This is a genomic window from Psychrobacter sp. FME6 (genome assembly GCF_014861365.1).
GTDB lineage: Bacteria > Pseudomonadota > Gammaproteobacteria > Pseudomonadales > Moraxellaceae > Psychrobacter.
On record NZ_RRYW01000014.1, the window covers coordinates 1 to 25,797 of the forward strand.

Consider the following 25,797-nt stretch of genomic DNA (forward strand, 5'->3'; position numbering starts at 1 on the left):
CAATCAGGTGTTCTATAATATAATTTAGCGTTGCACTTGGTGTGTTAATCTAAGAAATAAAGCATAAAAATAAAAGCAAAATAAATATCAATAATTGCAAAAGCAATAACTATAAAAGACAATAACTATAAAAGAGAGGTATTTGATTTGGCTAAGTTAGCAAAATTACATCGCTCGCAGAATCATCGTATGATAGCAGGCGTGATGGGGGGCATAGCAGAATATGTCGGCTGGTCACCAACTTGGGTTAGAGTGCTATTCGTCATTATCTCCTCGTTGAGTGCGGCCGTACCCGGTATTTTAATCTATATCATCTTATGGATAATCATGCCAAAAGCAAGTAGCCAGTCTTATCAATGATAATAAATGATAAATTTATAGTAGTCTGTTCAGCAGTAGAGATTTACAAATTGCAGTACCTTAAAAAATAAAAAGCCTGATAAATCAGGATAATAGAGATATACTTTTCCTCCTGCCCAGATGCTCACGCATTTGGGTATTTTTTTATTCATGGCTTTGAACGCCTTTATCAATATAATACCATTCACAAAAATTAGAGTAGCAAGGAAAACGAGTGCAAGTACAACGCGTTGTAGACTAAACAAGTTTGACATAACTTATTAATGGAAGCTTCTTAATATAGCAGACTCACTTTACAGCTAGTAGCCGGTTATTATAACCGTATCGCTTTTATTCTGAACCGATGATAGCTAAGTCCCAAAGCCAAGCATTTCTATCTGCGACGTAAATTTAGTTACGGTAAATATAGATAAAATAGTCAATTTTTAGTAAGGTGAGCAGGCAAATAGCCTCGTTGCCAAATGGGCTATACGAGCGCTATCAAAGATTTATTTAATCATACTCATTCACAGTGGTTTTACTATGACAACCGAAGCAAAAAATTCGATGATACAAGACAAAGACCCTCAGCCGATGACTTTTCAGGATTTAATCCTAACCCTACAAAGCTATTGGGCTGATAAGGGCTGTGTCATCTTGCAGCCTTATGATATGGAAGTTGGCGCGGGTACCTTCCACACAGCGACTTTTCTACGTTCATTAGGTCCTGAGCGCTGGAATGCCGCTTACGTGCAGCCATCACGTCGTCCAACGGATGGCCGCTACGGTGACAACCCAAACCGCTTACAACATTATTATCAATTCCAAGTGGTGCTAAAACCCAATCCACCTAATATCCAAGAGTTGTATTTAGGCTCACTTAAAGCCATAGGTATCGATCCGCTGGTACATGATGTGCGTTTTGTTGAAGATAACTGGGAGTCACCAACGCTTGGCGCATGGGGACTGGGTTGGGAGATTTGGCTAAACGGTATGGAAGTGACGCAGTTTACCTACTTCCAGCAAGTGGGCGGTATCGAATGTTTTCCTGTCACGGGCGAGATTACCTACGGACTTGAGCGCTTGGCCATGTATGTGCAAGGTGTCGATAGCGTTTATGATTTGGTTTGGGCCGACGGTGAGTTTGGTCGTGTCACTTATGGCGATGTCTTTCATCAAAACGAAGTTGAGCAGTCGACCTATAATTTTGAACACGCCGATGTGCCGATGATGGGTCAGATGTTTGACTTTTACGAGCAACAAGCAGACAAATTAGCTGCTGAGGGTCTACCACTACCAGCATACGAGATGGTGTTAAAAGCTTCACATGCCTTCAATTTACTTGATGCGCGTGGTGCAATTTCCGTCACTGAACGTCAGCGTTTTATCCTACGGGTACGTACGCTGGCGCGCAAAGTTGCGTTGGGTTATGTTGAAGCACGCGCCAAGCTAGGCTTTCCACTGGCGGATGAGGCGCATCGTCAAGCAGCACTTGATAAGTTTTTGCCAAAAGAATTGGTTGAGAATACAGACACTGACCATTCTACCGATACTAACCAAACGACTAATAATAAATAGGAGCATCCCATGAGTACTATTCTATTTGAACTGGGGTGTGAAGAGCTGCCTCCAAAGAGCCTAAAACCTTTACGTGATGCGCTACAAAAAAGTGTCACTGAGCAATTAAATGAAGCTGATATTAGTTTCGATAGTATCAAAGCCTTTGCCGCACCGCGTCGTTTGGCGCTGCAAATTCAAGGTATTAGCGACAAGCAGCCGGACCGCAGCGAGCAGAAACGCGGCCCTGCGATTAAAGCGGCATTTGATGCGGATGGTAATCCAACGCGCGCCGCGATGGGTTTTGCCAAAGGCTTGGGGGTTGACGCTAGTGAGCTGATGACCATTAACACCGATAAAGGTGATTATGTTGGTTATGAGCAAACCATTCATGGTCAAGCGACGACTGAGCTGCTGCCGGCTATTTTTCAGACCGCGCTTGATAATCTACCGATTGCTAAGCGTATGCGTTCGGGTACGAGCCGCAATGAATTTGTGCGTCCGGTACAGTGGGTCGTATTGATGCAAGATAGTGCGGTGATTGATGCCACTATCCAAGGTCATCAAACTGGTATGCAAACCCGTGGTCATCGCTTCCATAGCCCTGATTACCATGACATTGCTCATGCCAATGATTATGAACAGCTGCTTGATGGTTTAAAAGTGGTGGCGGACTTTGACAAGCGTCAAATGCTGATTAAAAACCAAGTCAAGGCTTTAGCAGATGAAGTTAGTGCTGATGCAATCGTGCCGCAATATCTATTAGATGAAGTCACAGCATTGGTTGATTTCCCCATTGCATTGCGAGCAAGCTTTGAGCCGTGCTTTTTACAAGTACCGCAAGAAGCGCTTATCTCAACCATGCAAGCGGATCAAAAGTACTTTTGCTTGACCGATAAAGCAGGCACATTGCAGCCTTACTTCATTTTTATTACCAATATTGAGTCTAAAGATCCCAATCAAATCATAGAAGGTAATGAAAAGGTTGTGCGTCCACGCTTAGCGGATGCAGAGTTTTTCTTCTTACAAGACCAAAAGCAGCCATTATTTGCGCTAACAGAAAGCCTGAAAACCCGTGTATTCCAAGATACATTGGGTACGATTTGGGAGAAGTCTGAACGTATTGCCAAGCTTGCCGCTTTTATTGCTGCCTTAATGCAGCAACAAGGTCATGATATTAGTATTGATGAAACGGTACGGGCTGGTATTTTGTCTAAGGCAGACTTGGCAAGCTCACTGGTTGGTGAGTATCCTGAGTTGCAGGGTGTTGCTGGGACCTATTATGCTCGCTTAAATGACGAGCCAGAAGCGGTAGCAGCAAGTATAGAAGAGCAGTATCTACCCAAATTCAGTGGTGATATCTTGCCGAAGACAGCTGTCGGTATTTGCTTGGCGCTGGCCGATCGCTTAGATACGCTAGTGGGTATTTTCGCCATCGATCAAGCGCCAACGGGTTCAAAGGATCCGTTTAGCTTACGTCGTTCTGCCATTGGTATTTTGCGTATTTTAATCGAGAAGCAGTTGCCGATTAACTTGGTGGCTTTGGTTGAGCAAGCGATTAAAAACTATAGCACTGCCGATGATAGCAAGATTACCAAAATGGGTGATACCTTTACCCAAGTGATGGCGTTTTTAAATTCGCGCTATCGGGCCATGTATACTGAGCAAGGTGTCAGCGTCGATACCATTCAAGCAGTACAAGCGATTCATCCGCATATGCCACTCGATTTTGATCAGCGTATTCGTGCGGTACAAACGTTTAGTGAGTTGCCACAAGCCGAAAAACTGTCTGATTCTAACAAGCGTGTTGCCAATATTTTAGCTAAGTCTGAAGTGAGTGTCGCTGATGAGGTCAATGAGGCGATATTGTCTGAGCCTGCTGAGAAAAACCTGTATAGCAGCGTTCTGCAAGCACAAACCGCTGTTGAGCCTTTACTCGAACAGGCTGACTATACGCAAGTATTGCAAACCTTGGTCAGTTTAGATGAACCATTGACAGCGTTTTTCGCTGATGTAATGGTTAATAGTGAAGACGCAGCACTCAAAGCCAATCGCTTGGCGCTACTTAAACAGGTTCGTGCTTTATTCTTGACCGTCGCTGATATTAGTGAGCTACAGTTATAGTGCTATCAGCATCAATAATTTACTGCCAATTTGATTGTTAAGTAATTTTGGTTTTTAGATAATAAGACTGGCTCACCGTAGCCAGTTTTTTATGTGCGTATTATGAATGGTTCAGTTTATAATGTCTTAAGTCATATTAGAGGGAGCACTGCCGTGTTAGCTGTTATCATTATAATTATCATTATTTGGATTGTGATGTGGGGGTTTTATAAGTTTATGTACCCGCGCGCGCCAAAAAGTATGATGCCAAAAAAAGGTGATGTGATCACACCGCGCCAGTGTGATTTTTGTGGCAATAGCCTGGCTGAGTATCGCGGTGTGCTTGAGACTAATCCTAGCTTAGCGACAGAGGCAGAGAGTGAAAGCAATAGCAACATTAACGCCAATAAAGAGCTGTTCTTTTGCAATTATGAGCATCAAGCAGATTTTCATGCAGGCGAGACGTATAAACCAGACCTCTAAATACATTATGTATTATTGATGCTTAAAAATAAGCGCTTAGTTCTGGTGAGCTAAGCGTTTATCTGTTCCATACGCCATAATAACGGAGCGGGTCTATTTTATTTGGTATCGACTAAGTCATTATTGATTTATAAAATAGACTGGGCGTCTTTCATAATTTTACTTAGCAAAGCCCCAGATTGCTTATCTTGCTGCAAACGATCTTCTTCGCTTATTTGGTTGGTATGAATTTTTTCGTATAAATTCAAGCAGCATAGGACAAGGATGCTTTCTTGGCTGAGGCTGGGCGCGTCTTTTCTTAGGGCTAAAGCCTTGTCATTGATATAAGAAACCGCTGAAAGCAGCTCTTCTTGCTCATGCACTGGGCAATAGATCGGGTAGGTGATGCCAGCAATCGCGATATCGACCTTTTTAATTTGTGGTTCAGTGGTTTTATCATCAGGTTTCGCAGCGGTGATTGGTGTGTACGAACCATTTGATGCTGCCTGTTGCGGCTTAGGTCCAGTATTTTTTGCTTGGCTGTTTTCTATTTGAGTGCTGTTTTGTGGCTGTTTTTCTACAGATTTTTTATGGTCATCGGTCATGATAAATCCTACAATATATGTTATTAAAGAGAATAATATAAAATATCACTGCTATAAATTTGCTGGCTTCATAAGTAAAAAAATAAGCATTAAACGTTATCAGTGGCAATGATTGATTAACTTTCTGCCTGATCAATACGCGTCAAGCGCTGCAATACCACTTGGGTACGCTCAGCGGCCAATTCGTTTTTCTTTTTCAAATCACTATTTTGCTGTTTAATATCGCTATACTGCTGCTTTAATTCATTGTTATGCTGCTGCAGCTCGCTGTTTTGCTGTTGTAATTGCTCAATCTGTTTGTTTAATTTGTCTTGCTCTTCACCGATCATATGATGCGCTTCAGCAAGACTTTGATAACGTTTATCAAGATCATTTAATTGTTTTTTCGCACCATCGCGCTCTGTATGGCTGCTATCGAGCTTAGTCTTAAGAGCCGCAAGTTCTTTTGGATCGGTCTCAGGTTGTTTTTTGAGGCTGCTAAGTTCAGCACTGACAAGCTGATATTGCTTTTTGATGTCGAGTACCATTTTTTCTAATATTCTAAGTTGGTCATACATAGTCAGTTTTTATCCTTAACAAGTAAGCGTGAATGAATTTTGTTCTCTGCGTTTAATAATGCCATAGGTGACCGCATAATATCTATATCAACAAAGTAATTGTATGACGCTTTATGACACTTTGTTTCTATTAACTATTAACTATTACTAATCAATGACTAGGACATCTATTATGAATGACAATATCTCGGGCTGGAATACATGGCTGACGGCGTTTGATGACTGGACTGACGTATCTATTAGTGAGGTACACGGCTTGATGACAGGGCTGATAACTGCCTGTAATGCACCCGATGAGCAAGTGTGGGCAAAGGTGTTTGAGGAGCTAAGTTTTGCGCCATTGCCTGATCAGGCGTTGACCTTACTGACTGAAGAAGCAGAAGATACGGTATTCCAGCTAAAAGACAAAGATGATGCTTATTCTTATACGCCATTAGTGCCAGATGATGAACATGACTTGTACGAGCGCGTGATGGCATTGAAACAGTGGGCAAATGGTTTTATGACCGGTTTTGGTATTACCGATTGCGGTCTAAGTAGCGAAGAAAACGAGATGCTGTCAGATTTGGCAAAGATTGGTGGCATTCGGCTAGAAGACGATGAAGATTTTGAAGGCGGCGAAGAGTCTTATTTGTATATCTATGAGTTTGCGCGCATGGTGCCAGTGAGCTTTGCTACCCGTAAGCGTAAACCAGTTAAAGATATTGCACTGATTGCTGGCTTGTCTATCGATGCCAAAACTACCAAAGAATTACAAGCAGAAGGTAAATTACCCAAACCAATGCCGCCAGTCGTTGATGCGATGAATCAAAATAACCCATCGTAAATGATATAGTTGGGTTTATATAAAAATATGCAGCGGGACTGGGATGGATTTTTCGTAGCTTCTGTCGGCGTAAGCACAGCAAGCGAGAAAAATCTATCCTAGGGCATGTCCTCAATCTGAACAAAATCAACTAAATGGGCTAAAAAATGGCTAAATCTTGCCAAACTGCGTTAAATAGCTGGCTAATATCTTGATATTATCTGTGCTACTTTCCTTGTTTGACAGCAATTAAAGAATAATAAAAGGGAGACTATGATGACAACTGATAATGATATGATTCATTTGCGTCGCTGTGTGGAGCTGGCAGCTGAAGCTTTAGAAGCGGGCGATGAACCGTTTGGCAGTGTGCTGGTTGATGCCGATGGACAAGTGCTACGAGAAGATCGTAACCGTGCCAATTCGGTCGATGCCACTTATCATCCAGAAATCGCCGTCGCCAAATGGGCCGCAGAAAATATGACAGCGGATGCGCGCACTAAAGCCGTGGTTTATACCTCAGGCGAGCATTGTGCTATGTGCTCAGCAGCTCATGCATGGGCAGGGCTTGGTCGTATTGTTTATGTCAGCTCATCAAAACAGTTGGGTGAGTGGATGGATGAGATGGGGGTGAAGTCTTCATCGCCTATCAATTCATTAAGTATCCAAGAAGTCGCCCCTGATGTAGCCGTCGAAGGTCCGATTGCAGGCTTAGATGAAGAAGTCAAAGCGCTACAACAGCGTTCATTCCAAAAAGGCTGAGGTCTTTTTATCTCATATCGTGATAAGGATATCTTATGACTGTGATAAATCATAATAAAGGTGAAAAACAAGCAACGCCTACAGCCAATTACCCCAATGATAGTATTGACTGGCTGACGCGGTTGATGGCGTTTGATACGGTTAGTCGCCATTCAAATTTGGCGTTAATCGACGATGTGAAAGGATATTGCGAGAAGTTAGGGTTGAGCGTAGATTTAACCTTCAATGAGGTTAAAAATAAAGCCAATCTATTTGTGACGGTGCCAGCTGGAGAAAAAGCTGATATTGTGAATAATGGTCTGGTGTTATCTGGACATACTGATGTGGTGCCAGTTGATGGTCAAGAGTGGACGTCTGAGCCATTTACTGCAACGATTCGTGGTGACAAGCTATATGGACGCGGCTCTTGCGATATGAAAGGCTTTATCGCTTGTGCGTTAACGCTGTTACCGCAAGCCGTAGAGTTATCTAGTTCAGGCAAACTACGTCGACCGCTACATTTGGCTTTATCATTTGATGAGGAGGTGGGCTGTTTGGGCGCGCCATTGATATTAGCCGACTTAAAAGCACGCGGTATCACACCTGATTATTGCATCGTTGGTGAGCCAACTAACATGGCCATGGTCGTTGCTCATAAAGGTATTGCTGTTTATCGCTGCCGCGTCCATGGCAAGTCTGCGCATTCATCATTAACGGCGCAAGGGGTTAATGCCATTAGCTATGCCAGCCAATTGATTGGTTATGTTGATACTTTGGCTGAAGAAATCAGTCATCGTGATGATAATGATCCTATATTTGATGTGCCTTATTCCACATTATCTGTAGGCACCATACAAGGCGGCACAGCGACCAATATTGTGCCAAATCTGTGTGAGTTTACCTTTGATTACCGGAACTTGCCACACATGACGCAAGAGGATATTGTCGCGCCAATTCAAGAAAAAGTTGCGGAATTAACCGCTCAGATGCAAGCACGAGCACCAGAAACGGGCATTGAGCTGATGCAAGAAGAAAGCGTACCGGCTATGACTGATAGCGACAGTGCCGAGCTACAACAATTAATCGTAGCGCTGACAGGTGATGATCAACGTCATAAAGTAGCGTATGCGACTGAAGGCGGGCAGTTTACCAATAGCGGTATTCCAACGATTATCTGTGGGCCTGGCAGTATCGAGCAGGCGCATAAAGCCGACGAATATGTTGCATTAAGTGAGATTGAGCGCTGTGACAGTTTCTTGCAGCGTCTCTTAGAGAGTTGTACTGCTAATACTAGCAAATAAACCGCGCAACCTAAGTAGTGATTGGTATAAAATACACCGTCTTTATGGCGGTGTTTATTTTTTTACGCATATTAGTTGAATTTTAAATAAGACAGTAGGGGTTAGTTGATGTCTTGGCATCTGTTTGCGGTATTCTTTGCAAGTACCTTTTTTATCTCAGCGACTCCCGGTCCGAATATGCTCTTGGCATTTCAGTACGGTCTAAATTATGGCGTGAAGCGCACTTTATGGACGCTGGCAGGTCTTAGTCTTGGACTTTTCGTTTTGTTGCTCTCGACATTACTGGGACTCGATGTCATTAGTCGTCAATCACCATGGTTATTGACGGTGATTAAGGCCGTTGGTGCAGCGTATTTAATTTATCTGGGTGTCAGCTCGTGGCGTGATGCTAGTGATAGTAGCTTGATTAGTGATGCCAGTACACTGAGTGCAGAAGTTCATGCAGATCTGACAACGACTGATAACGTATTAAATAAACCTCAGCCACGCTCGCTCTCTAGTGCCGCTGTCAAAGCGCCGCCTAGTGAATGGTTGCTATTTCGAACTGGTATGTGGGTATCTTTATCGAACCCCAAAGCGATTTTATTTTTTGCCGCCTTTTTCCCTAAATTTATCAATTTTAGCGCGCCATTATGGCCGCAATATATCATGCTGACGTTAGGGCTATTTTTGAGCGAAACGATTTGGCAGGTGGTATATACGCTAGGTGGTAAAAAGCTGGCAGGTTGGCTTGATGTGGGTGAGCGGTTAGCGTGGCTCAATCGTGGTTGCGGCGTTATCTTTATTTTAATTGCCGCGGCTCTATTGGCTGAAGTGTTGAATGGTTTTCTAACTTAGATATTATATAGTTAAAATACTTTAAAAACGCTACGATACTGCTGGTATAGTTTTTTTGTAGCCTCTGTCTGCGTAGGCACAGCAAGCAAGAAAAAACGGTACCTGCAGTACGTGATGTATCGATTTTATTTTTCACTGACTATAGTTAACTCGTTGTCTACCATAGCCCCAAAAATTAATATTTACTCATAAAAAAGCCGTTCGTTATTGATAGCGAACGGCTTTCTTTATTGAATTAAAGTTATTTTATAACCTGTTAAGCCAGTACTTCGATTAGCTCACCTTTGACCATATGCGGACTAACAAAATCGGTCACACGTACGCTAACGATTTTACCGAGTAACTCATCCATTTTATCAGTGTCATAAGGGAACATAACGGTGCGGGTATTATCCGCTGTACCAATTAAGCAGTCAGGGTGACGATTGGCGACTTGCTCAACCAAAACCCGAGTCGTGGTACCAACCATTTCATGGGTTTTAGCAAGGGTTGAATCAATAATAACTTTTTGAAACTCTGCCAGTCGAGCTTTTTTGGTGCTAAAGCTGACATCATCGGGCAATTCTGCGGCTGGTGTACCCGGACGTTTGGAATAAATGAAACTGTACGAGTGGTCAAAGTTTAACTCTTTTGCCAAATTCAATGTATCTTGAAAGTCTTGGTCAGTCTCGCCCGGGAAGCCAATAATAAAGTCGCTTGATAAGTAAATATCTGGGCGAATGGCTTTGAGTTTATTAATCTGATTGATATAAACATCAATGGTATGGTTGCGTTTCATCGCTGCCAATATTGCATTTGAGCCACTTTGAACCGGCAGATGCAAGTGAGATACCAACTCTGGCAATTGCGCATAAGCATCGATGATGTCATCGGTGAACTCTAACGGGTGGCTGGTGGTATAACGAATACGCTCAACGCCATCGACGTGGGAGACATAATGCAATAATTCAGCGAAACGGCAAATACTGCCGTCGTCTTTTTCACCACGATAGCCGTTGACGTTTTGCCCTAATAGATTGATTTCACGGATACCTTGCGCGGCTAGGCTATCAATTTCAGCCAATACATCGTCAAGTGGGCGGGACAGTTCTTCACCGCGGGTATAAGGCACCACACAAAATGAGCAATATTTTGAGCAGCCTTCCATGATAGACACAAAGGCTTTGTAACCTTCTACTCTTGGCTCTGGTAAAAAATCAAATTTTTCGATACTCGGGAACGAGACATCAATCGTGCCAATACGATTTTTGGGCGAGATATCACGTTGTTCATGAGATTGATCGTATAGTTCTGGCAAACGGTGCAAAGTTTGTGGACCAAAGACCATATCCACATAAGGGGCGCGTTTTTGGATATTGTCGCCTTCTTGTGAGGCCACGCAGCCACCCACACCAATAACTAAGTCAGGGCGTTTTTCTTTTAGTTTGCGCCAGCGACCCAATTCTGAAAAGACCTTTTCTTGCGCTTTTTCACGAATCGAGCAGGTATTCATTAATAGCACATCGGCTTCGTCAATATCGTGTGTCACTTCCATGCCGTGTGAGTCGCCGAGTACATCGAGCATTTTGCCAGAATCATAGACGTTCATCTGACAGCCTTGAGTGGTCACAAACACCTTTTTAGTCGCCGATTTTACAGGGGCTTGAGCGGAACTTGGCTCTTTGAGTGCAATAGCAGTAGGCGCAGTAACCGCGGTGTCAGTGACAGCAGCGTCATCGATGCGGGGATTAAATACAGTAACACTCATAAGGATAAGTCCATGATTGACTAAAAATATAGCGGGGTAGCGGATTAACAGGTGGCATATTTTATCACAACCTCACGCCAATGTGAAAAGTTAGCGTGTGCTTGGGATGTTAATTATGCTAGATTATTTATAATAGTATCAATTGCTTAACAGTTATTATTAAACCGATGTTATTAGAATCAATAGGATTTACCAATGATTGGTGCTTAATAACACCTTTGTGTTACACCCTGCTATCCAATTTATTAACGAAAAGTAAAGCTTATGGTTGAAAGTGCAACGAGTATAGTATGATAAGCGCCATAAGCTTAGCGGTACTTGGCACATCGCTGTTCACACATTCGTAAAGACATAATAAAGAGAGTCAGTATGACAAAATTGCGTGTTGCTCATAGTACCAAGGATCGAAAAGCTATTCATCAAAATGATGGCTCAAAGCGGTTTAAAGAAAATAGACTACGAATCAGTGTGCTGAGTCTAGCAACGGCGGTGGGTACGTTAGGATTGTCACAAGTTGCTTGTGCAGATCTGACGTGGGGCGATAATGAAAGCTATCAAACCGAAAGCTACGAATCGGGAAGCTATCAGCAAAATACTGGCTATCAGTCAGATAATGGTGCGAGCTCATTCACCGCGGCGGCTATCGCGGCAGATCGCGGTGATATCAATGCGCTTTATGAGTATGAGCAAGCGATGAGTGGTGGTTTGTTTGCCATGTATCCAACTTACTGGCGCATGAATCTGGATTTGAACTCGCAAAGCTCAGCGGCTGTGTCACAGTTTGTCCGTCAATATCCAGATACAGTCATGGCAGAAAAGCTGGTTGCTGATTTTGCTGAAGCCAAAGCGGGTTCGAATGATTATGCGTCAGTACGACAAGTGGCCAACTTGATTACCAATGCTGATGCCAGTGAGCGCTGTGCGGTGGCGCTTGGGTTTAATAATGGCGGTGACACCATGCGCGCCATGGCAGCAAAGTCTGATGTTTGGCTGGTGACCAAAAAGCAGCCAGCCTTGTGTGACCAATTAGCGATGGAGATGAATAATAACGCGCTGATTAGTAATCAAGATAGAGTGTCGCGACTGAAACGCATGCTGCGTAAAGGCAAGACTGGCGACATCATGGCGTTGTCCTCACGTTTGGGCGCCTCTATTCCTTATTCGTCATTGAGCGAAACTCAGCTAAATCCGTCGTCGTTTTTTAGTCGTTTTTCTCGCGAGCCTGCCACTCAAACCAATCAATATTTATATCAATATGCCATAGGGCGCTTAGCAGAGAAGTCTTATCGTGAAGCCGCTCTGCAACTAGATTTTGATATTAAGCAAGACAACCAGCGCGCCTCTAAATTGTTAAATGAAGATACCCGCCGAGCAGCCTATCGTACGCTTGGGGTGCAGCGCATGAATCATAACACCGATGATGGTTTTAATGCTGAGGCAGTTGATTGGTTCCGCAAGAGCTTGGATGATGATTTTAGCTTTGAAGAAGCAGAATATTATGCCATAGCCGCGATCCGTTTTAGCCGCTGGGATGACGTGGTTGAGGCGATCTCCCAAATGGATAGCGAGATACAAAGAGAAAATCAGTGGCAGTATTGGTTGGCACGTGCGTATGAGCAATCAAGCGATGCTAACAAACGTAATACCGCTAAAAAGATGTATAAAAACTTGGCAAAAAGTAATGAGTACTATGGTTTGATGGCAAAAGATAAGGTTGGGCAGCGTTTTGATGCCAGTCGTTTGGGTGGTAATAATTTACCAAACGTCAGTAATGCAGACCGTGCTCGCGTTATGCAAAACCCACACTTTGCCCGAGCATTTGCTTTATACAATGCCGATGCCAGTCGTGCTTATGCCAACCGTGAATGGAACTGGGCGGTGAAAAAAGCGCGTGATAATCGTGATGATAAGTTAATTGTTGCTGCTGCTCGTCAAGCTCATGATATGGGCTGGCTCGATCGTGCCATTTATGCTGTGGATAACACTGATTCGGTCAATCACTTAGCGATATCACATCCGATGCCACACCAATCGGCGGTAGTACGTCATAGTCAGTCCGCAGGTATCGATCCGGCGTGGGCTTATGGCATCATGCGCCAAGAAAGCCGTTTTGTGACTTCGGCACGCTCTAATGTTGGTGCCAGTGGCCTAATGCAAGTCATGCCGGCTACGGCAAAATATATTGCCCGAAATCTGGGTGAGACTTATAGTGCCAGCCGCGCTAATAGTGGCGATACCAATATCCGCTATGGTACCTGGTATATGGGTGATATCTTTGGCAAGCTACACAGTCAGCCGGTATTGGCAACAGCAGGCTATAATGCCGGGCCTAACAACGCCAAACGTTGGCAGCCTGTTTATGGCTCATTGGCTGCGGACCAATATGTCGAATCGTTTGCCTTTCCTGAAACGCGCAATTACGTCAAACACGTGATGGAAAACGCCACTATTTATAGCAGTCTATTAGGTCGTGGTCAGCCGATTAGTCAGCGCATGGGTGCTGTACCTGCCGCTTTTTAAGGCAATCATTTTTAAGACTAACAAACCATTAGCGAGCAATCGTTAATGGTTTGCTTTTATAAATGGGGCTCAGATATTTTTACGTCACTTCTGCAATCATTAGCCTGTGTTTACGTTTCTGCTATATATTAAAAAAAGTGTTTTGCTACCATTACCATAGGGTTTGTTTAGCTATCGGCAATTCTAAAAGAAATCGGTATGTTGGTAGCCACGTGCTACTGTTATAAAATTTTCTTGCTTGCTGTTCGCAAGCGTGACAGAGGCGACGAAAAATTTACTCCAGTAGCACTCGTATCGATTTTAAAGTGAATTAACTATATCGGCAGTCCTAATATTTGAATGTTTAACTATTTAAATGTTCAACAAACCTTAATCAATACCCATATTTTTTAGCTCTATTCTTGGTTCGATGAGTGTTTATGTTTTGTGCACCTTGAGCTAAGCGATAGCCCATGTTTTATCATTGCTAGATGCCTTTTGCCCTTATGATTAAAAAATATTTTAACCTATCCATGGTGCCGAAAACGTCATCAAAAACGAAGCATCAGCCCATTATGCAGATGCTTTCTTTATCGAATCCGATGTTGTCATCGAGCCTGATGTCAAATTTGAGCCAATCGAAAACAAAGCTAAGCGCGCAACCAAAAATAAAAGCGTTTAAGCTTTTAGATCAGTATCGTGTCAGCTTGATAGGTAAATGTTATATAAATAAGGCTAATGCTGCGACGAGTATCGGGGCTTTATTGATACTACAAGGTATGATGCTGACCCCAGCCCATGCCGCCAGTGCTGCCAAAACTGGACAGCGTGTGTTGATGATCGAGATGACGCCAGCATTATGTAGCATGCAACCGACACGTGCTCGCATGCGTCAATGTCTAGAAGGCTATTCATTGACAGTATCAGGTTTGGATATGGGCTATGGTGAGCGCTGTGGGCGAGGTAGTGAGCCACGGCTGACACCGCTACAGCTCAAAGTCGTCAACCGTATCATGCCCGACACGACAGTACGTAGCCAAGCATGGCAGCGCTATGGAGACTGTAGCCCACTCAGTGCGAGCAGTTATTTCCGTCAGATTACCAATTATGCAGGGGCACTGAAACTACCGAACGAGCTGAATACCGGTAATAGTTATACGGTTTCTAAGTCGCGATTTATCAGTCAAATGACCCAGCTTAATAGTGGCATGTCCTCAAGCAGTATTGACCTGATTTGCCAAGCAGGTAGCCGCCGTCAATCAACTTTGACCGATGTCCATGTTTGCTATGAAGGTAGCGAATTTGGTACGTGTCATAATATTGTAGATAACTGTGGTACTAAATTTATTATTTCAGGCGGCAAATAACCCTTTCTATTTTAGCTCTTTTTATCATGTTCTCTGGCTTGCTGTGCCTACGCAGACAGAGGCAGCAAAAATTATATTTGAACGAAAGCAGAGCTGTATTGTTTTAACATTGGCTCAATTATATAACTATTCAGCCTGTCATAAACGTCTCTTTATACCGCTCTAGCGCTTTACTTATAAGCCTTTTATGGGTTTAGAAACCTTGTCGTATAAAATGTAACAATATAGTCGTGATTAGCCTTCTCGCTTTCTCTAGACGGTGAATAGGCTGAGGTGCTACACTAACCTTCGGTTTATGGCTGCTGCTATGTAGCAAGCAAGTCGATATCTACAACGATAACCATCAATTACAATCATGAATTATCTAATCAATAATTAGGGAGTATTCAATGTCAATGAAACAGCCTTTACGTGTTGCCGTTACTGGTGCCGCTGGAAATATCAGCTACGCGATGCTATTTCGTATTGCCTCTGGTGAAATGCTAGGTAAAGATCAGCCAGTTATTTTGCAATTGCTTGAAATCGCCCCAGCGCTAGACGCTCTAAAGGGTGTGGTCATGGAATTAGAAGACTGCGCATTCCCTTTATTAGCTGGTATTGTGCAGACTGATGATGCGACGGTTGCATTTAAAGATGTCGACTATGCTTTGCTAGTAGGTTCACGTCCTCGTGGCCCAGGTATGGAACGTAAAGATTTGCTAGAAGCCAATGCAGCGATTTTCTCAGCACAAGGTAAAGCATTGAATGACGTTGCAAGCCGTGACGTAAAAGTCTTGGTTGTGGGTAACCCTGCGAACACCAACGCGCTTATCGCTCAGCGTAATGCACCAGATCTTGATCCGCGCAACTTCACGGCAATGACTCGTTTAGATCACAACCGCGCCATGGCGCAGTTGGCTGGCAAAACGGACAGCACTGTCAACGACGTGAAAAAAATGACCATCTGGGGCAACCATTCATCAACTCAGTATCCTGATCTGACTGCTTGCACTGTAAACGGCAAGCCAGCATTAGACTTGGTCGATCGTGACTGGTACGAAGGTACTTATATCCCAGAAGTACAACAACGCGGTGCCGCTATTATTAAAGCTCGCGGTGCATCATCTGCCGCTTCTGCTGCTAATGCTGCTATTGCACATATGCGCACGTGGGTACTTGGTAGCGATGAGAATGATTGGGTATCAATGGGTGTTTACTCAAACGGCGAGTACGGTATTACAGAAGGCTTAATCTACTCATTCCCATGCACGTGCACGAACGGCGACTGGGCTATCGTAGACGGCGTTGATGTGTCATCAGACTTCTCAAAAGAGAAAATGGCGGCAACTGAGCAAGAGCTTAGCGAAGAGCGTGATGCAGTCGCACATTTACTACCATAAGTGATTAACTTGCTAACGCTGTTATATAACAAGTAGTATAAAAAAGCCCTCCTAAAGTGTGAGGGCTTTTTTGTCTGAAAGATATATTATCTGTCATTTATCGCTGTAAGCCTAAATCATACCAAACCCAAAAAGTACGATTAGCTGTGTCAAAGCCGTTTAGTCTACAGTACGTAGCACTTGTTCTCGTTTTCCTTGCTACGCTAATTTTTGTGAATGGTATCAGTTATCACTTGAGCGTTAATACAATTGATAACGTTAGATAAACGTTGGTTAACAGCTATTAAAAAAAAGCTTGCTACAATAAAGTGGAAAGTTTAAATAATAAGCAGAATAAAATCTGCGTCATTTAAGGAGAAGTTTTATGTTGGGTGAACCTGAATACAATATGAATGAGCTGTTTGCTCAGTTAGGACTTGATAGCTCTGATGAAGCCATTGATCAATTTATTGACAAGAATAAACTGTCAAAAGAAGAAAAATTAATAGAAGCTGACGTTTGGAGCGATAACCAACGCGCTTTTTTACAGGAAGAATGGAATAAAGATGCAGCATGGGTCGAAATTATTGATGATTTAAATGTGCGTATGCATCCAGATGCATAGAGAAGAGAAAAACTAGCATATAGGCAGTTCTAAATAAAAGCGATACGTTGGTAGCACTCGTATCGGTTTGAAAGTGAATTAACTATAGAATAAAAACCCACAAACGTTATAAACGCTGTGGGTTTTTTTGTAAATCATAAATATCGACGCTCGCATGTAAGTTGATTGGCAATCTAATTAGGTTGCTGCGCTCGCCACTCAACCAATGCTTTTACGTCATTATGGATACCAGTTTTCAGCGCTTCTAAACTTTCATAATGCCGCTCACCATGTAAATAATGCAAAAAGCGTACCTGTAAAGTCAATCCATATAGATTGGCGTGCAGTTCTGGAAAATGTACTTCCAAGCGCCAATCATGCTCTTTATCCACAGAGGGTCTGATGCCCAGATTGGCCGTACCAAATAAGCTGTGCGGACGCAAACCTGCGATACCTTTATTTGCGCTATCCGTGAGAGCCGTTAAGCCGTTCGGTACCACATTGCCTTCATCATCGAGGATGACTACATCAACGGCAAAGATGCCATGTAAAGCAGGTTTTAAGCGTTTTAAGTCAATATTAGCAGTGGGAAAGTCCATGGTGCGACCAATTTTATCGCCGCCAATCACCATGCCAGTCATCGTATAATCGCGACCAAGTAACGTATTAGCGGCATCAATGTCACCGGCTAATAATAAATCACGGATACGAGTCGAGCTAATACGTGCGGCTTTATTACTATCGTCTTTGATCGTATGTAAATTGGTCACATGCAAACCATAATCTCGTAAAAACTGGCTGTCTCCAGTGCGATCATGACCAAATTTAAAATCATCACCCAATACCAACGCTTGCACATTTAAACGCTGCGCTAAGATATCTGCAAATGCTTGTGCAGACAATGAGCGAAATTCAGCATCAAAGCCTGCGACAATCAATGTCTCAACACCGTAATCTGTGAGCAAGGCTTGTTTTTCAGCAAGATTGGTTAGGCGAGCAGGCGCCGTATCTGGAGCGAAGAACTCACGTGGCTGTGGCTCAAATATCATTACCGCAGGGCTAAGCTCACGTGCTTGGGCAAGTTCGCGAACTTGAGCGAGCATCGCTTGATGACCCAAATGCACACCATCGAAGTTACCGATAGTCAGCACGCAGGGTGCTAAATCTACTGGGTTAGTATTGGCTGGCGAAGTGCTTGGAGACGCCATCAGTTGCTCAAGAAAATAGGTGTTCATAAATTTCAGCTATGATAGATAAAAAACAAAAAACACTTCTATATTTAAAATCGAGGCGTTCAAAATCAGTCATTATAAAGTAAAATAACCATACTAACATCCTATAGTCTGCTGATAATCAAACAACAACACTATCAAGTTTAAAAACCCATGACTTTATCTGGCCTGCGCGAGTTTTCTTGCTTAGCCATTTATCTGTCCATAGATTGAAGTGATGACACGTCCAAGTCATTAATAAATTAATGCTCATTTTCTATTAATAATAAATAGCCATCATGGAGATGCTATGTTTGACGCTAGCTCTAATCCTGTTTTTAATGCTGATTTTAATGCGGCTTTTAATCTTAGGCACTCTGTTTTGGCAGTAGATACGCTCAACGATGGTTTTATGGTGCAGCGTGCAAGTGTAGAGGATTTGCCAAAAATCTTGGCAATTTACAATCAAAGTATCGCCGGCAAGCAAGCAACTGCCAATCTAACGCCAGTGACTTGTGAGGAGCGCACAGATTGGTTTGAGGAGCATTTAAACAATAAGGCGCGTCCTATCTATGTGGTCAAAGCTGTTATTCATGTTACGGTCGAAGCAACTCAAAGCACGCAGTACACAGAAGCGCCAATAATAGCGTGGGGCAGTTTTAGTGATTTATATGCGCGCACGGCTTATCATATCAGTACTGAGATTAGTATATATCTGCATAGAGATTATCATGGTCGAGGGCTAGGCAGCTTACTAACACGCTGGATGATCGCTCAAGCGCCAAGTTTGGGTATTCATAATGTGGTTGCACTTATCTTTGCTCATAATCAGCCAAGCTTAGGTTTATTCCGTAAGCTTGGTTTTGAGCAGTGGGGATATATGCCAAAAGTCTGTGATATGCAGGGTTTTATCGCTGATGTGGTGATGCTTGGCAAAGCAGTGACAACAAATCAGATGATATAGCCAAACTTAGATAAAATGGATACGGTATCAGGCTCGCTTAGCCCAATATTTTCCATTCATCATTGATTTTTTGTAGCTCGTAAATCAGTGGTGCAGGTTCACTTTGTTCTTTTAGCATCAGCTCACCAGTGATAGTGGCATGGGTTTTATCGTCATTATATGTGGTATCAGTGATAGTGACACTATCAACCGTTTGTTGAAAAGCAGACTGGGTCTTAGCAAGCTCTTCTTCGAAGTTTGCCATATCTACTTTGTAGTAGGTGGCGGCTTGCTTTACATCACCGTAATACAAACTATCCAGTGCTTGTTTGACGGTATCTTCAGGCGTGTTGGTTTGGGTTTTATTGGTCACTAGGCTTTTTTGCTTGGCTGAAGAAGTAACTGGATTAATATTATCGCTATCAATATCAGTTTTGTCTTTAGCATTATTAGCTGGTTGCTCACTGTCAGCATTGCTATCTAAGGCTTCTTTTTCTTGAGCAGTTGTGCTCTCTTCTGGAGTGTCAACGACGGCTGCCGTATCGTCGCTATTACCGGCCGTATCTGTGCTCTCTGTATCCATATCATTATTGCTACAACCGCTTAAGAGTAGCCCAGCGCTTAGCACACCAGCAGTAAATATGATTGGTAAGCGTGGTAATGTTGATTGTTTGGTTGTCATATTAGCCCTCAAAATTCAGTTATGTATTAACGACCAATTATGGCAACTATCAACAGCATTAGCTGTCAATTCTCATATTAGGCTTGTTTTGGTTTGGTAAGTTAAGGCTTATTTTTTATCCATGTCTTAGTTGGTGAGGGCGGAAACCTGTCGCCAGTAACACCACCCCATAAACCAGTGCCCCAACCGCACACATAATCAGCAAAGCCGCGACACGTCGCCACTGAGCACCATCGGTTGGGAAGTAGGGCAGCATGATATAAAGTACACCAACCATAGAAGCGGTAGAAACCGCAAACTGGGCGAACAGTTTTTTCCAATGACTCCCAAAACGGAAAATCTCGCGCTTATGCAAGAAGTAATATAGCAAGCCGGCATTCACAAAAGCTGCACCTGTGGTTGCAAGCGCTAAACCACCGTGCAATGGTATTTCTAAAAAATAGAATATACCGATAAAAATGACACTAAAAACCATATTGGCGAAAACTGAAATGATACCGATTTTTACCGGTGTTCTGGTGTCTTGGCGAGCAAAAAAAGCAGGGGCAAATATTTTAATCAACATAAAGCCTAATATACCACCGGCCATACTACGCAGTGCCAGCGAGCTCATTTGCGCATCACGCAAGGTAAATTCACCACGCAAAAATAGCGCCTGCATCAGGACATCGGCAAGGATAAATAGTGCCGCTGATGCTGGAACACCCACCAAAATAATTAAGCGTGCTGCCCAATCAATGGTCTTTTTAAAGCTAACATCGTCTTTTTGGGCTTCACTTTTTGACAAGCTTGGCAGGATAACGGTACCAATTGCTACACCAATCAGTCCTAACGGCAGCTCGCTCATACGCTCTGCGGCATAGAGCCAAGAAACCGAACCACCAATCATTAAAGACGCAAAAATAGTATTTAATAATAAATTAATCTGAGTGACAGAAACACCGAAGATAGCAGGCAGCATGAGTTTTAAAATACGGCGCACGCCTTCGTGTTGAAAGTCGACCTTTGGGGCGACCAGCAGCTTTTGTTGCCATAGCTGCGGCAGTTGTATCAAAAATTGTAGTAGACCGGCGATAGCGACCGCATAGCCAAGCGCCATAATAGGCGTATCAAACATAGGCGCAAAAATCAGCGCACCACCAATCATACACAAGTTTAATAACACGGGTGCAAAGGCAGGTGCTGCAAAACGTCCGTAGCTTTGCAAGATACCGCTGGCAAAAGCGGTCATAGAAATAAATAGCAAATAGGGGAAGGTCAGGCGTAGTAATTCGGCAGTGATGGCAAATTTATCAGGTTGGTCGGCAAACCCGGGAGCAAATAAGGTTACCACCCAAGGGGCAATTAAAATAACCACCAGCGTCAACATAGATAGCACTAGCAGCAGCGCGCCTGACGTGCGACTGACTAGAATCTGTACCTGCTGTAAACTGTACTTTTCTTTGTACTCAGACAGTACGGGTACAAATGCTTGGCTAAAAGCTCCCTCTGCAAACAGCCGGCGCAAAAAGTTGGGTATTTTAAAAGCGACTAAAAAGGCATCCATCAGGCCGCCTGCACCAAACACGCCTAACAAGACGACGTCGCGTACTAGACCTAAGATACGCGATAACATGGTCATGCTGCTGACCACCATGGTTGAACGAAATAACCGACTTTTTGCCATGATAACCTATTGTGCTAATTTGTTTAGGGATGGTTGTTTACTGATGGTTGTTTGCTGATTTGCTGGTATTAAAAAACTGACAGATTATAGCACTTTCATAATTGAGATAACTAAACTAGATAAATGAATTGGTTATGCAAATGCTCTGTTGTATGAATACGACTCAGTGGCTGAGGTTGTCGGCGACCTTTTCACGCAATTTTGTCCATTCAAAATAATCACCGGGGTCAGTTTTGCGACCGGGAGCAATATCACTATGACCAGTCAAATGACGACGAGTTTTAGGGTAGGCCGTGTATATTGCAGCGATGACTTTTGCCAGCGTGTCATATTGTGCGGCGCTGAAGGACACAAAATCTGACCCTTCAAGCTCGATGCCAATGCTATAATCATTACATTCACGTCGGCCCAAATAGCTAGAGCGTCCGGCATGCCAAGCACGCTCATCAAAATTGACAAACTGTGTAATATTACCGTCACGCTCGATAAGTAAATGCGCTGACACCTCTGCGCCTTTAATCGTCTGAAAATAAGGATGGGCATCCCAGTCAAGTTGGTTGGTAAATAATGCTTTTACGTAATGCACACCGTCATTAGCACATACGCCAAACTCATTGGGCGGCAGGCTGATGTTATGAATAACAATCGTGTCAATAATAGTGTTTTCAGGTCGTTCATTATAGTTCGGTGATGCCAGCCATGTAGCCGCTGATAATCGACCGTCGTTAATAATCATTGGCGATGCTATGGACATAATACTCTCTTTTATAATGTTATTAGGGCGCGCCCTAATAAGCGGGCAATAAATGTTTTTTATCATTAATTTTATACAATCAGGTCTAAATAAAAACGATACTAGCAGAGTGCTATTTTGAATGTAGCGCTTTTAATGGACCTCTTTTATCGTAGGTTGGCTATAAATGGCAAACAGACCTACAAAAAGATGATCGTTCAGAATATACATTCTGCTAATTTAACAGACTTAATCACGCGATAAGCGTATGGTTTCCACAGTGCGAGATTTTACTTCATGTTTATAAACTCAAGCCTTATGGCAGTATATGGTCGGCCCACAAAGATAAGCAAACGCGCGCGTCTGCCATTGACGATTGCAGGGTTACTGTTGACTGCACAGGCGCAGGCATTTTTACCCACGCCAGCATCGCTAATGGCTACAGGCGACTTAGCACTAGACGCTGATGCTAAAGCTCAAATAGGCGCTAAGCAACAGAGCTCTGATACGGATTTGACTGAGCCTGTTGCGCTAAATAGTAACATCAAGTCAAATAATGCCTCAAATAAAGATGTCACTAATCGTACGCCCGCTAATCAAAATATTAATAATACCAGTAACGCCAATATTGATAATGGCAATGTTAATAATGCTAAGGCCGATCAGCTATTAACAGCATGGCGCAAGCAAGCAAAGACAGGAAACCTTGCTCAGCATGCGACATGGCGACGGATGCTCTACTTCATTGATGATAAAAAAGGCTTGTTTGGAAAAAACAAGGGGAAAAGTCTGGTTGATGACCAAGATTTCTTTTTGAGTGACAACGGTCAACAGGACTCAGCAGCAGAGCTGGATGCGCTATTAGCCGCGCTTGCACAGGAAATGACGCAAGGAGCCCCGCCAGCCGCTGACGAATCTAATAACGAAGCCAAAAGTCATGACAGTACGGCTCAGACCACCTCAAGTAGTGCCATCTCAAATAGCCCTGTTTTAAGCAGTTCTGTATTGTGCCGTTTCCCTGCGCGAGTTAAGTGGCTCACCGACAGTTTGAATGTGGATATCTCAGCGCTGAACGCCAGTTGCCCAGAGCTTGATGGTTGGATGAAAGAGTTGGCTCCCGAGCAGCTGTCAGTTATGTTCGCTCAAGAGTACTTGGACAATCCTATTTCTGCTTTTGGTCATACTTTATTACGTATCGACTCAAAAGCCAGCGCCGCAGATTTTAGCCAGATTCATCATGCTTATGCGCTTAATGATACGGTCGATGGCGACAGTGATGATAGCTTTTTAATTTATGCCATCAAGGCGACAAGCGGCGGCTACGATAATGCTATCGAAATTGACCCTTATCCCAAAAAGCTGGCCGATTATTTAAAAAAGGATGAGCGCGATACGTGGACGTATCAATTAGACCTGACCCCAGAAGAAGTACAGCAAATCATGCTACACGTTTGGGAAACCAAGGATCTGGCATTACCGTATTACTTTACAACGGACAACTGTGCGTCTGAGATTTTACGCCTTATCGACGTGGTGCGTCCAGAGCAGCATTTACTAAGTCAGCTGCCTTATGTGGTTATTCCATCGGATGTGATCAACTTGCTCAAAGATGAAAAGTTGCTGACAAGTACGCGTTATACACCTGCAGATAGTACGGTGCGGCAAGCGCAATTGAATGAGGCGCAGCAGGCAGCAAAGCTTGGTTATCAAGATTTGAGCAAACAAGACGCTCAGCAGCTTAAAGCCGCTGATAGCAATATGGCGTCTAGTATGTCAGCAGATGGTAAGTTATTACAGCCACCAGTGATTGGCGCTTCTGATAATAATCCGCTAGATCGCCACCCTTTACAGCGTGCTCATATTGGCATCGGTCAGCACGGTGATAATAACTATATTGATGTTGGATTGCGTGCAGGCTTCCATGGCACGCTAGATCGCCCATCAGGTTTTCCGCAGTTTTTTGATTTGGAAGGCATCAAGGCAACGCTGCGTTTCTATGACAAAGATGACAATAATGGCAAGCCTAATCAGCCAAGCAGTGTCGAGCTACAGAACTTTACCCTCATTCGTGGGCGCTCTTTTAATCCAGTGAACTCTGCCAAAAAAGATCAAACATGGGGAGCAAGTATTGAGGCCACCCGTATCAATGACGGCTCACAGCAGGATGGCACTGACCATCTGGTTGGCAGCACCGCATTTGAATATGGTAAGTCATGGGCATTTGGTACACCGCGTAGTGATTCATCAGGCGTAGTCAGCGGAGAGATGCCGCCGCAGCTTTGTTATACCTTTGCCACAGGTGCGGTGCAAGCAGGACGCGGTATCAACAAAGGCTTTCGTGTTGGCGCAGGCGTGAATGCGGGCTGCCTGTATCAGATTAACAATCAGTTACGCGCGCAGGCTGAATTGCAACTGCCATATTGGTATCATGGCCGCAGTGATGAGTCTAATGCTCGCGGCCATTATTGGCAGCCAATATCGACGTTAGGTCTACAATACGACATCGATAAAAAACAAGCCTTACGTATCAATGCCAGTTACGATTGGCAAGATCGTGTTGACGCCAACGAAGACATACAGTTGTCATATATGCGTTACTTTTAAAGCCAGTTTTTAAATAGTCGGCTTTAAATAATGGCTCTTAGACGATGGACAATGGGCAACAGCAAGGAGATATGATGGGTATGCAAAATTTATTAATTATTGGACAAGGCGATATTGGTTTACCAGTCGCCAATAAACTTGCGCATGATGGTTTAAGTGTCACTGGGCTGGCACGTCATGAGCGTCATCATTATCCCTTAGACGATAAGGTCAAGTTTGTGCAAGCCGATGCGTTGACCCTGACCGCTGAACAGCTGCAAGGCTTTACTCGTATAGCGATTGTTGTCACTCCCGATGAGTATTCTACCAGCGGCTATCATGATAGCTATTTGGCTATTAATCAGCATTTGGCAAAACTCGCTGACAAATTAACCTCACTTGAGCGCGTTGTTTTTATCTCATCAACGGGTGTGTATGGGCAAGATAATGGTGAATGGATTGATGAGGCCACGACGCCAGTCATTCCTGATCGCGAAGCATCGCAGGTTATATTACAGGCAGAGCAGGCATTACAACAGGGCTTTGGTGATAAAGCCGTCATCATTCGTCCTAGTGGTATTTATGGGCGTGAACGCTTAATGCGTTTGCGTAAAGCCCGTGAGCAAGATAAAGACCCTGTGGCCGCTGCTCATTGGAGCAATCGTATTATGGATCGCGATTTGGTCAATATTATTGCAAACGTTCTGACGATAGATGCACCCAAGCCAATTTATATAGCGACCGATTATTTACCGGTGACGACCTTTGAGCTAAGCGTTTGGTTGAGTGAGCAAATCAATGAGACGCCACCTACTATCGATAATAAAAAAACAGCGGTGACGGGAAAACGCTTGCACAGCAATATTCCGTTAGCTTGGCTGGACTATCCTGATTGGCAAGCAGGCTATCAAGATATTTTACAGCATCAACAGTAAGACAGCCGTTTATCCGATCAGCTTTATAGCTCCTTATCTTTTACTATGGCTATCGGGCTTAGTCTGGTTTTTTATCTTGTTTTACACATTGTTCTTCATGTTGTTTTTCATATTGTCCCTTATATTTTTCGAAGTGAGTTTCTGATTTACTCTCAACTTGCTAGC

General features: G+C 43.5%; 22 protein-coding genes. 15 read left to right on the plus strand and 7 right to left on the minus strand.

What is annotated here, in order from left to right:
* The first annotated feature begins 147 nt into the window (after positions 1–147).
* The 4 genes from EI162_RS03430 (at position 148) to EI162_RS03445 (ending at position 4,482) form a co-directional block, all read left to right on the plus strand.
* A complete protein-coding gene (locus EI162_RS03430; RefSeq protein ID WP_192523033.1) occupies positions 148–360 on the plus strand; it encodes a PspC domain-containing protein in 213 nt (70 codons plus the stop codon).
* Between the two features lie 573 nt (positions 361–933).
* The gene (gene glyQ / locus EI162_RS03435) at positions 934–1,917 is read left to right on the plus strand and encodes a glycine--tRNA ligase subunit alpha (protein WP_192523068.1); all 984 of its coding nucleotides are present in this window, start codon (positions 934–936) and stop codon (positions 1,915–1,917) included.
* A 9-nt stretch (positions 1,918–1,926) separates the two neighbouring features.
* The gene (glyS, locus tag EI162_RS03440) at positions 1,927–4,020 is read left to right on the plus strand and encodes a glycine--tRNA ligase subunit beta (RefSeq protein ID WP_192523034.1); all 2,094 of its coding nucleotides are present in this window, start codon (positions 1,927–1,929) and stop codon (positions 4,018–4,020) included.
* 153 nt (positions 4,021–4,173) lie between these two features.
* On the plus strand, positions 4,174–4,482 hold the full coding sequence (locus EI162_RS03445) for a hypothetical protein (protein WP_413038370.1): 309 nt from the start codon (positions 4,174–4,176) through the stop codon (positions 4,480–4,482).
* 128 nt (positions 4,483–4,610) lie between these two features.
* Here the strand turns inward: EI162_RS03445 and EI162_RS03450 are convergent, their stop codons facing one another.
* Together EI162_RS03450 and EI162_RS03455 are read right to left on the minus strand one after the other, a co-directional pair.
* On the minus strand, positions 4,611–5,066 hold the full coding sequence (locus EI162_RS03450) for a cell division protein ZapA (RefSeq protein ID WP_192523035.1): 456 nt from the start codon (positions 5,064–5,066) through the stop codon (positions 4,611–4,613).
* 116 nt (positions 5,067–5,182) lie between these two features.
* On the minus strand, positions 5,183–5,623 hold the full coding sequence (locus EI162_RS03455; RefSeq protein WP_192523036.1) for a hypothetical protein: 441 nt from the start codon (positions 5,621–5,623) through the stop codon (positions 5,183–5,185).
* Positions 5,624–5,795: 172 nt separating this feature from the next.
* Here EI162_RS03455 and EI162_RS03460 point away from each other — a divergent pair, with 172 nt between their 5' ends.
* From EI162_RS03460 to EI162_RS03475, 4 genes are all read left to right on the plus strand, one after another.
* Positions 5,796–6,449: a UPF0149 family protein gene (locus EI162_RS03460; RefSeq protein ID WP_192523037.1), complete on the plus strand. Its 654-nt coding sequence runs from the start codon at positions 5,796–5,798 to the stop codon at positions 6,447–6,449.
* A gap of 255 nt (positions 6,450–6,704) precedes the next feature.
* A complete protein-coding gene (locus EI162_RS03465) occupies positions 6,705–7,187 on the plus strand; it encodes a nucleoside deaminase (protein WP_192523038.1) in 483 nt (160 codons plus the stop codon).
* Positions 7,188–7,222: 35 nt separating this feature from the next.
* A complete protein-coding gene (argE, locus tag EI162_RS03470; RefSeq protein ID WP_192523039.1) occupies positions 7,223–8,467 on the plus strand; it encodes an acetylornithine deacetylase in 1,245 nt (414 codons plus the stop codon).
* Positions 8,468–8,575: 108 nt separating this feature from the next.
* On the plus strand, positions 8,576–9,304 hold the full coding sequence (locus tag EI162_RS03475) for a LysE family translocator (protein WP_192523040.1): 729 nt from the start codon (positions 8,576–8,578) through the stop codon (positions 9,302–9,304).
* Positions 9,305–9,560: 256 nt separating this feature from the next.
* Here the strand turns inward: EI162_RS03475 and miaB are convergent, their stop codons facing one another.
* Positions 9,561–11,051 (minus strand): tRNA (N6-isopentenyl adenosine(37)-C2)-methylthiotransferase MiaB, encoded by a 1,491-nt coding sequence (gene miaB / locus EI162_RS03480; RefSeq protein ID WP_192523041.1) that lies wholly within the window; start codon positions 11,049–11,051, stop codon positions 9,561–9,563.
* Between the two features lie 369 nt (positions 11,052–11,420).
* On the opposite strand from miaB, the gene EI162_RS03485 reads away from it, so the two are divergent.
* The 4 genes from EI162_RS03485 (at position 11,421) to EI162_RS03500 (ending at position 16,900) form a co-directional block, all read left to right on the plus strand.
* A complete protein-coding gene (locus tag EI162_RS03485) occupies positions 11,421–13,571 on the plus strand; it encodes a lytic transglycosylase domain-containing protein (protein ID WP_192523042.1) in 2,151 nt (716 codons plus the stop codon).
* A gap of 554 nt (positions 13,572–14,125) precedes the next feature.
* The gene (locus EI162_RS03490) at positions 14,126–14,917 is read left to right on the plus strand and encodes a hypothetical protein (RefSeq protein WP_225735287.1); all 792 of its coding nucleotides are present in this window, start codon (positions 14,126–14,128) and stop codon (positions 14,915–14,917) included.
* A 395-nt stretch (positions 14,918–15,312) separates the two neighbouring features.
* Complete coding sequence (locus EI162_RS03495) at positions 15,313–16,296, plus strand: malate dehydrogenase (RefSeq protein ID WP_263972251.1); 984 nt, start codon at positions 15,313–15,315, stop codon at positions 16,294–16,296.
* Between the two features lie 364 nt (positions 16,297–16,660).
* A complete protein-coding gene (locus EI162_RS03500; RefSeq protein WP_192523044.1) occupies positions 16,661–16,900 on the plus strand; it encodes a DUF2789 family protein in 240 nt (79 codons plus the stop codon).
* A gap of 173 nt (positions 16,901–17,073) precedes the next feature.
* Here the strand turns inward: EI162_RS03500 and ribF are convergent, their stop codons facing one another.
* Complete coding sequence (gene ribF / locus EI162_RS03505; protein ID WP_225735289.1) at positions 17,074–18,087, minus strand: riboflavin biosynthesis protein RibF; 1,014 nt, start codon at positions 18,085–18,087, stop codon at positions 17,074–17,076.
* A 313-nt stretch (positions 18,088–18,400) separates the two neighbouring features.
* Here ribF and EI162_RS03510 point away from each other — a divergent pair, with 313 nt between their 5' ends.
* Complete coding sequence (locus tag EI162_RS03510) at positions 18,401–19,054, plus strand: GNAT family N-acetyltransferase (protein ID WP_192523046.1); 654 nt, start codon at positions 18,401–18,403, stop codon at positions 19,052–19,054.
* A 37-nt stretch (positions 19,055–19,091) separates the two neighbouring features.
* On the opposite strand, the gene EI162_RS03515 is transcribed toward EI162_RS03510, so the two are convergent.
* The 3 genes from EI162_RS03515 to ampD all read right to left on the minus strand — a co-directional run bounded on the left by EI162_RS03515 (position 19,092) and on the right by ampD (position 22,135).
* On the minus strand, positions 19,092–19,715 hold the full coding sequence (locus EI162_RS03515; protein ID WP_192523047.1) for a DUF4878 domain-containing protein: 624 nt from the start codon (positions 19,713–19,715) through the stop codon (positions 19,092–19,094).
* 115 nt (positions 19,716–19,830) lie between these two features.
* Positions 19,831–21,381, minus strand: a complete 1,551-nt coding sequence (gene murJ / locus EI162_RS03520; protein WP_192523048.1) for a murein biosynthesis integral membrane protein MurJ — start codon at positions 21,379–21,381, stop codon at positions 19,831–19,833.
* A 163-nt stretch (positions 21,382–21,544) separates the two neighbouring features.
* Complete coding sequence (ampD, locus tag EI162_RS03525; protein ID WP_192523049.1) at positions 21,545–22,135, minus strand: 1,6-anhydro-N-acetylmuramyl-L-alanine amidase AmpD; 591 nt, start codon at positions 22,133–22,135, stop codon at positions 21,545–21,547.
* A gap of 276 nt (positions 22,136–22,411) precedes the next feature.
* Here ampD and EI162_RS03530 point away from each other — a divergent pair, with 276 nt between their 5' ends.
* Positions 22,412–24,718: a DUF4105 domain-containing protein gene (locus tag EI162_RS03530; RefSeq protein WP_225735288.1), complete on the plus strand. Its 2,307-nt coding sequence runs from the start codon at positions 22,412–22,414 to the stop codon at positions 24,716–24,718.
* Positions 24,719–24,792: 74 nt separating this feature from the next.
* Positions 24,793–25,632, plus strand: a complete 840-nt coding sequence (locus tag EI162_RS03535; protein WP_192523050.1) for an SDR family oxidoreductase — start codon at positions 24,793–24,795, stop codon at positions 25,630–25,632.
* The last annotated feature ends 165 nt before the right edge of the window (positions 25,633–25,797 follow it).

Coding starts and splice junctions, on each gene's coding strand:
- glyQ (WP_192523068.1), top strand. CDS start 934: ATGACTTTTCAGGATTTAATCCTAACCCTACAAAGCTATTGGGCTGAT.
- glyS (WP_192523034.1), top strand. CDS start 1,927: ATGAGTACTATTCTATTTGAACTGGGGTGTGAAGAGCTGCCTCCAAAG.
- EI162_RS03450 (WP_192523035.1), bottom strand. CDS start 5,066: ATGACCGATGACCATAAAAAATCTGTAGAAAAACAGCCACAAAACAGC.
- EI162_RS03455 (WP_192523036.1), bottom strand. CDS start 5,623: ATGTATGACCAACTTAGAATATTAGAAAAAATGGTACTCGACATCAAA.
- EI162_RS03460 (WP_192523037.1), top strand. CDS start 5,796: ATGAATGACAATATCTCGGGCTGGAATACATGGCTGACGGCGTTTGAT.
- EI162_RS03465 (WP_192523038.1), top strand. CDS start 6,705: ATGACAACTGATAATGATATGATTCATTTGCGTCGCTGTGTGGAGCTG.
- argE (WP_192523039.1), top strand. CDS start 7,223: ATGACTGTGATAAATCATAATAAAGGTGAAAAACAAGCAACGCCTACA.
- EI162_RS03475 (WP_192523040.1), top strand. CDS start 8,576: ATGTCTTGGCATCTGTTTGCGGTATTCTTTGCAAGTACCTTTTTTATC.
- miaB (WP_192523041.1), bottom strand. CDS start 11,051: ATGAGTGTTACTGTATTTAATCCCCGCATCGATGACGCTGCTGTCACT.
- EI162_RS03485 (WP_192523042.1), top strand. CDS start 11,421: ATGACAAAATTGCGTGTTGCTCATAGTACCAAGGATCGAAAAGCTATT.
- EI162_RS03490 (WP_225735287.1), top strand. CDS start 14,126: ATGCAGATGCTTTCTTTATCGAATCCGATGTTGTCATCGAGCCTGATG.
- EI162_RS03495 (WP_263972251.1), top strand. CDS start 15,313: ATGAAACAGCCTTTACGTGTTGCCGTTACTGGTGCCGCTGGAAATATC.
- EI162_RS03500 (WP_192523044.1), top strand. CDS start 16,661: ATGTTGGGTGAACCTGAATACAATATGAATGAGCTGTTTGCTCAGTTA.
- ribF (WP_225735289.1), bottom strand. CDS start 18,087: ATGGCGTCTCCAAGCACTTCGCCAGCCAATACTAACCCAGTAGATTTA.
- EI162_RS03510 (WP_192523046.1), top strand. CDS start 18,401: ATGTTTGACGCTAGCTCTAATCCTGTTTTTAATGCTGATTTTAATGCG.
- EI162_RS03515 (WP_192523047.1), bottom strand. CDS start 19,715: ATGACAACCAAACAATCAACATTACCACGCTTACCAATCATATTTACT.
- murJ (WP_192523048.1), bottom strand. CDS start 21,381: ATGGCAAAAAGTCGGTTATTTCGTTCAACCATGGTGGTCAGCAGCATG.
- ampD (WP_192523049.1), bottom strand. CDS start 22,135: ATGTCCATAGCATCGCCAATGATTATTAACGACGGTCGATTATCAGCG.
- EI162_RS03530 (WP_225735288.1), top strand. CDS start 22,412: ATGTTTATAAACTCAAGCCTTATGGCAGTATATGGTCGGCCCACAAAG.
- EI162_RS03535 (WP_192523050.1), top strand. CDS start 24,793: ATGGGTATGCAAAATTTATTAATTATTGGACAAGGCGATATTGGTTTA.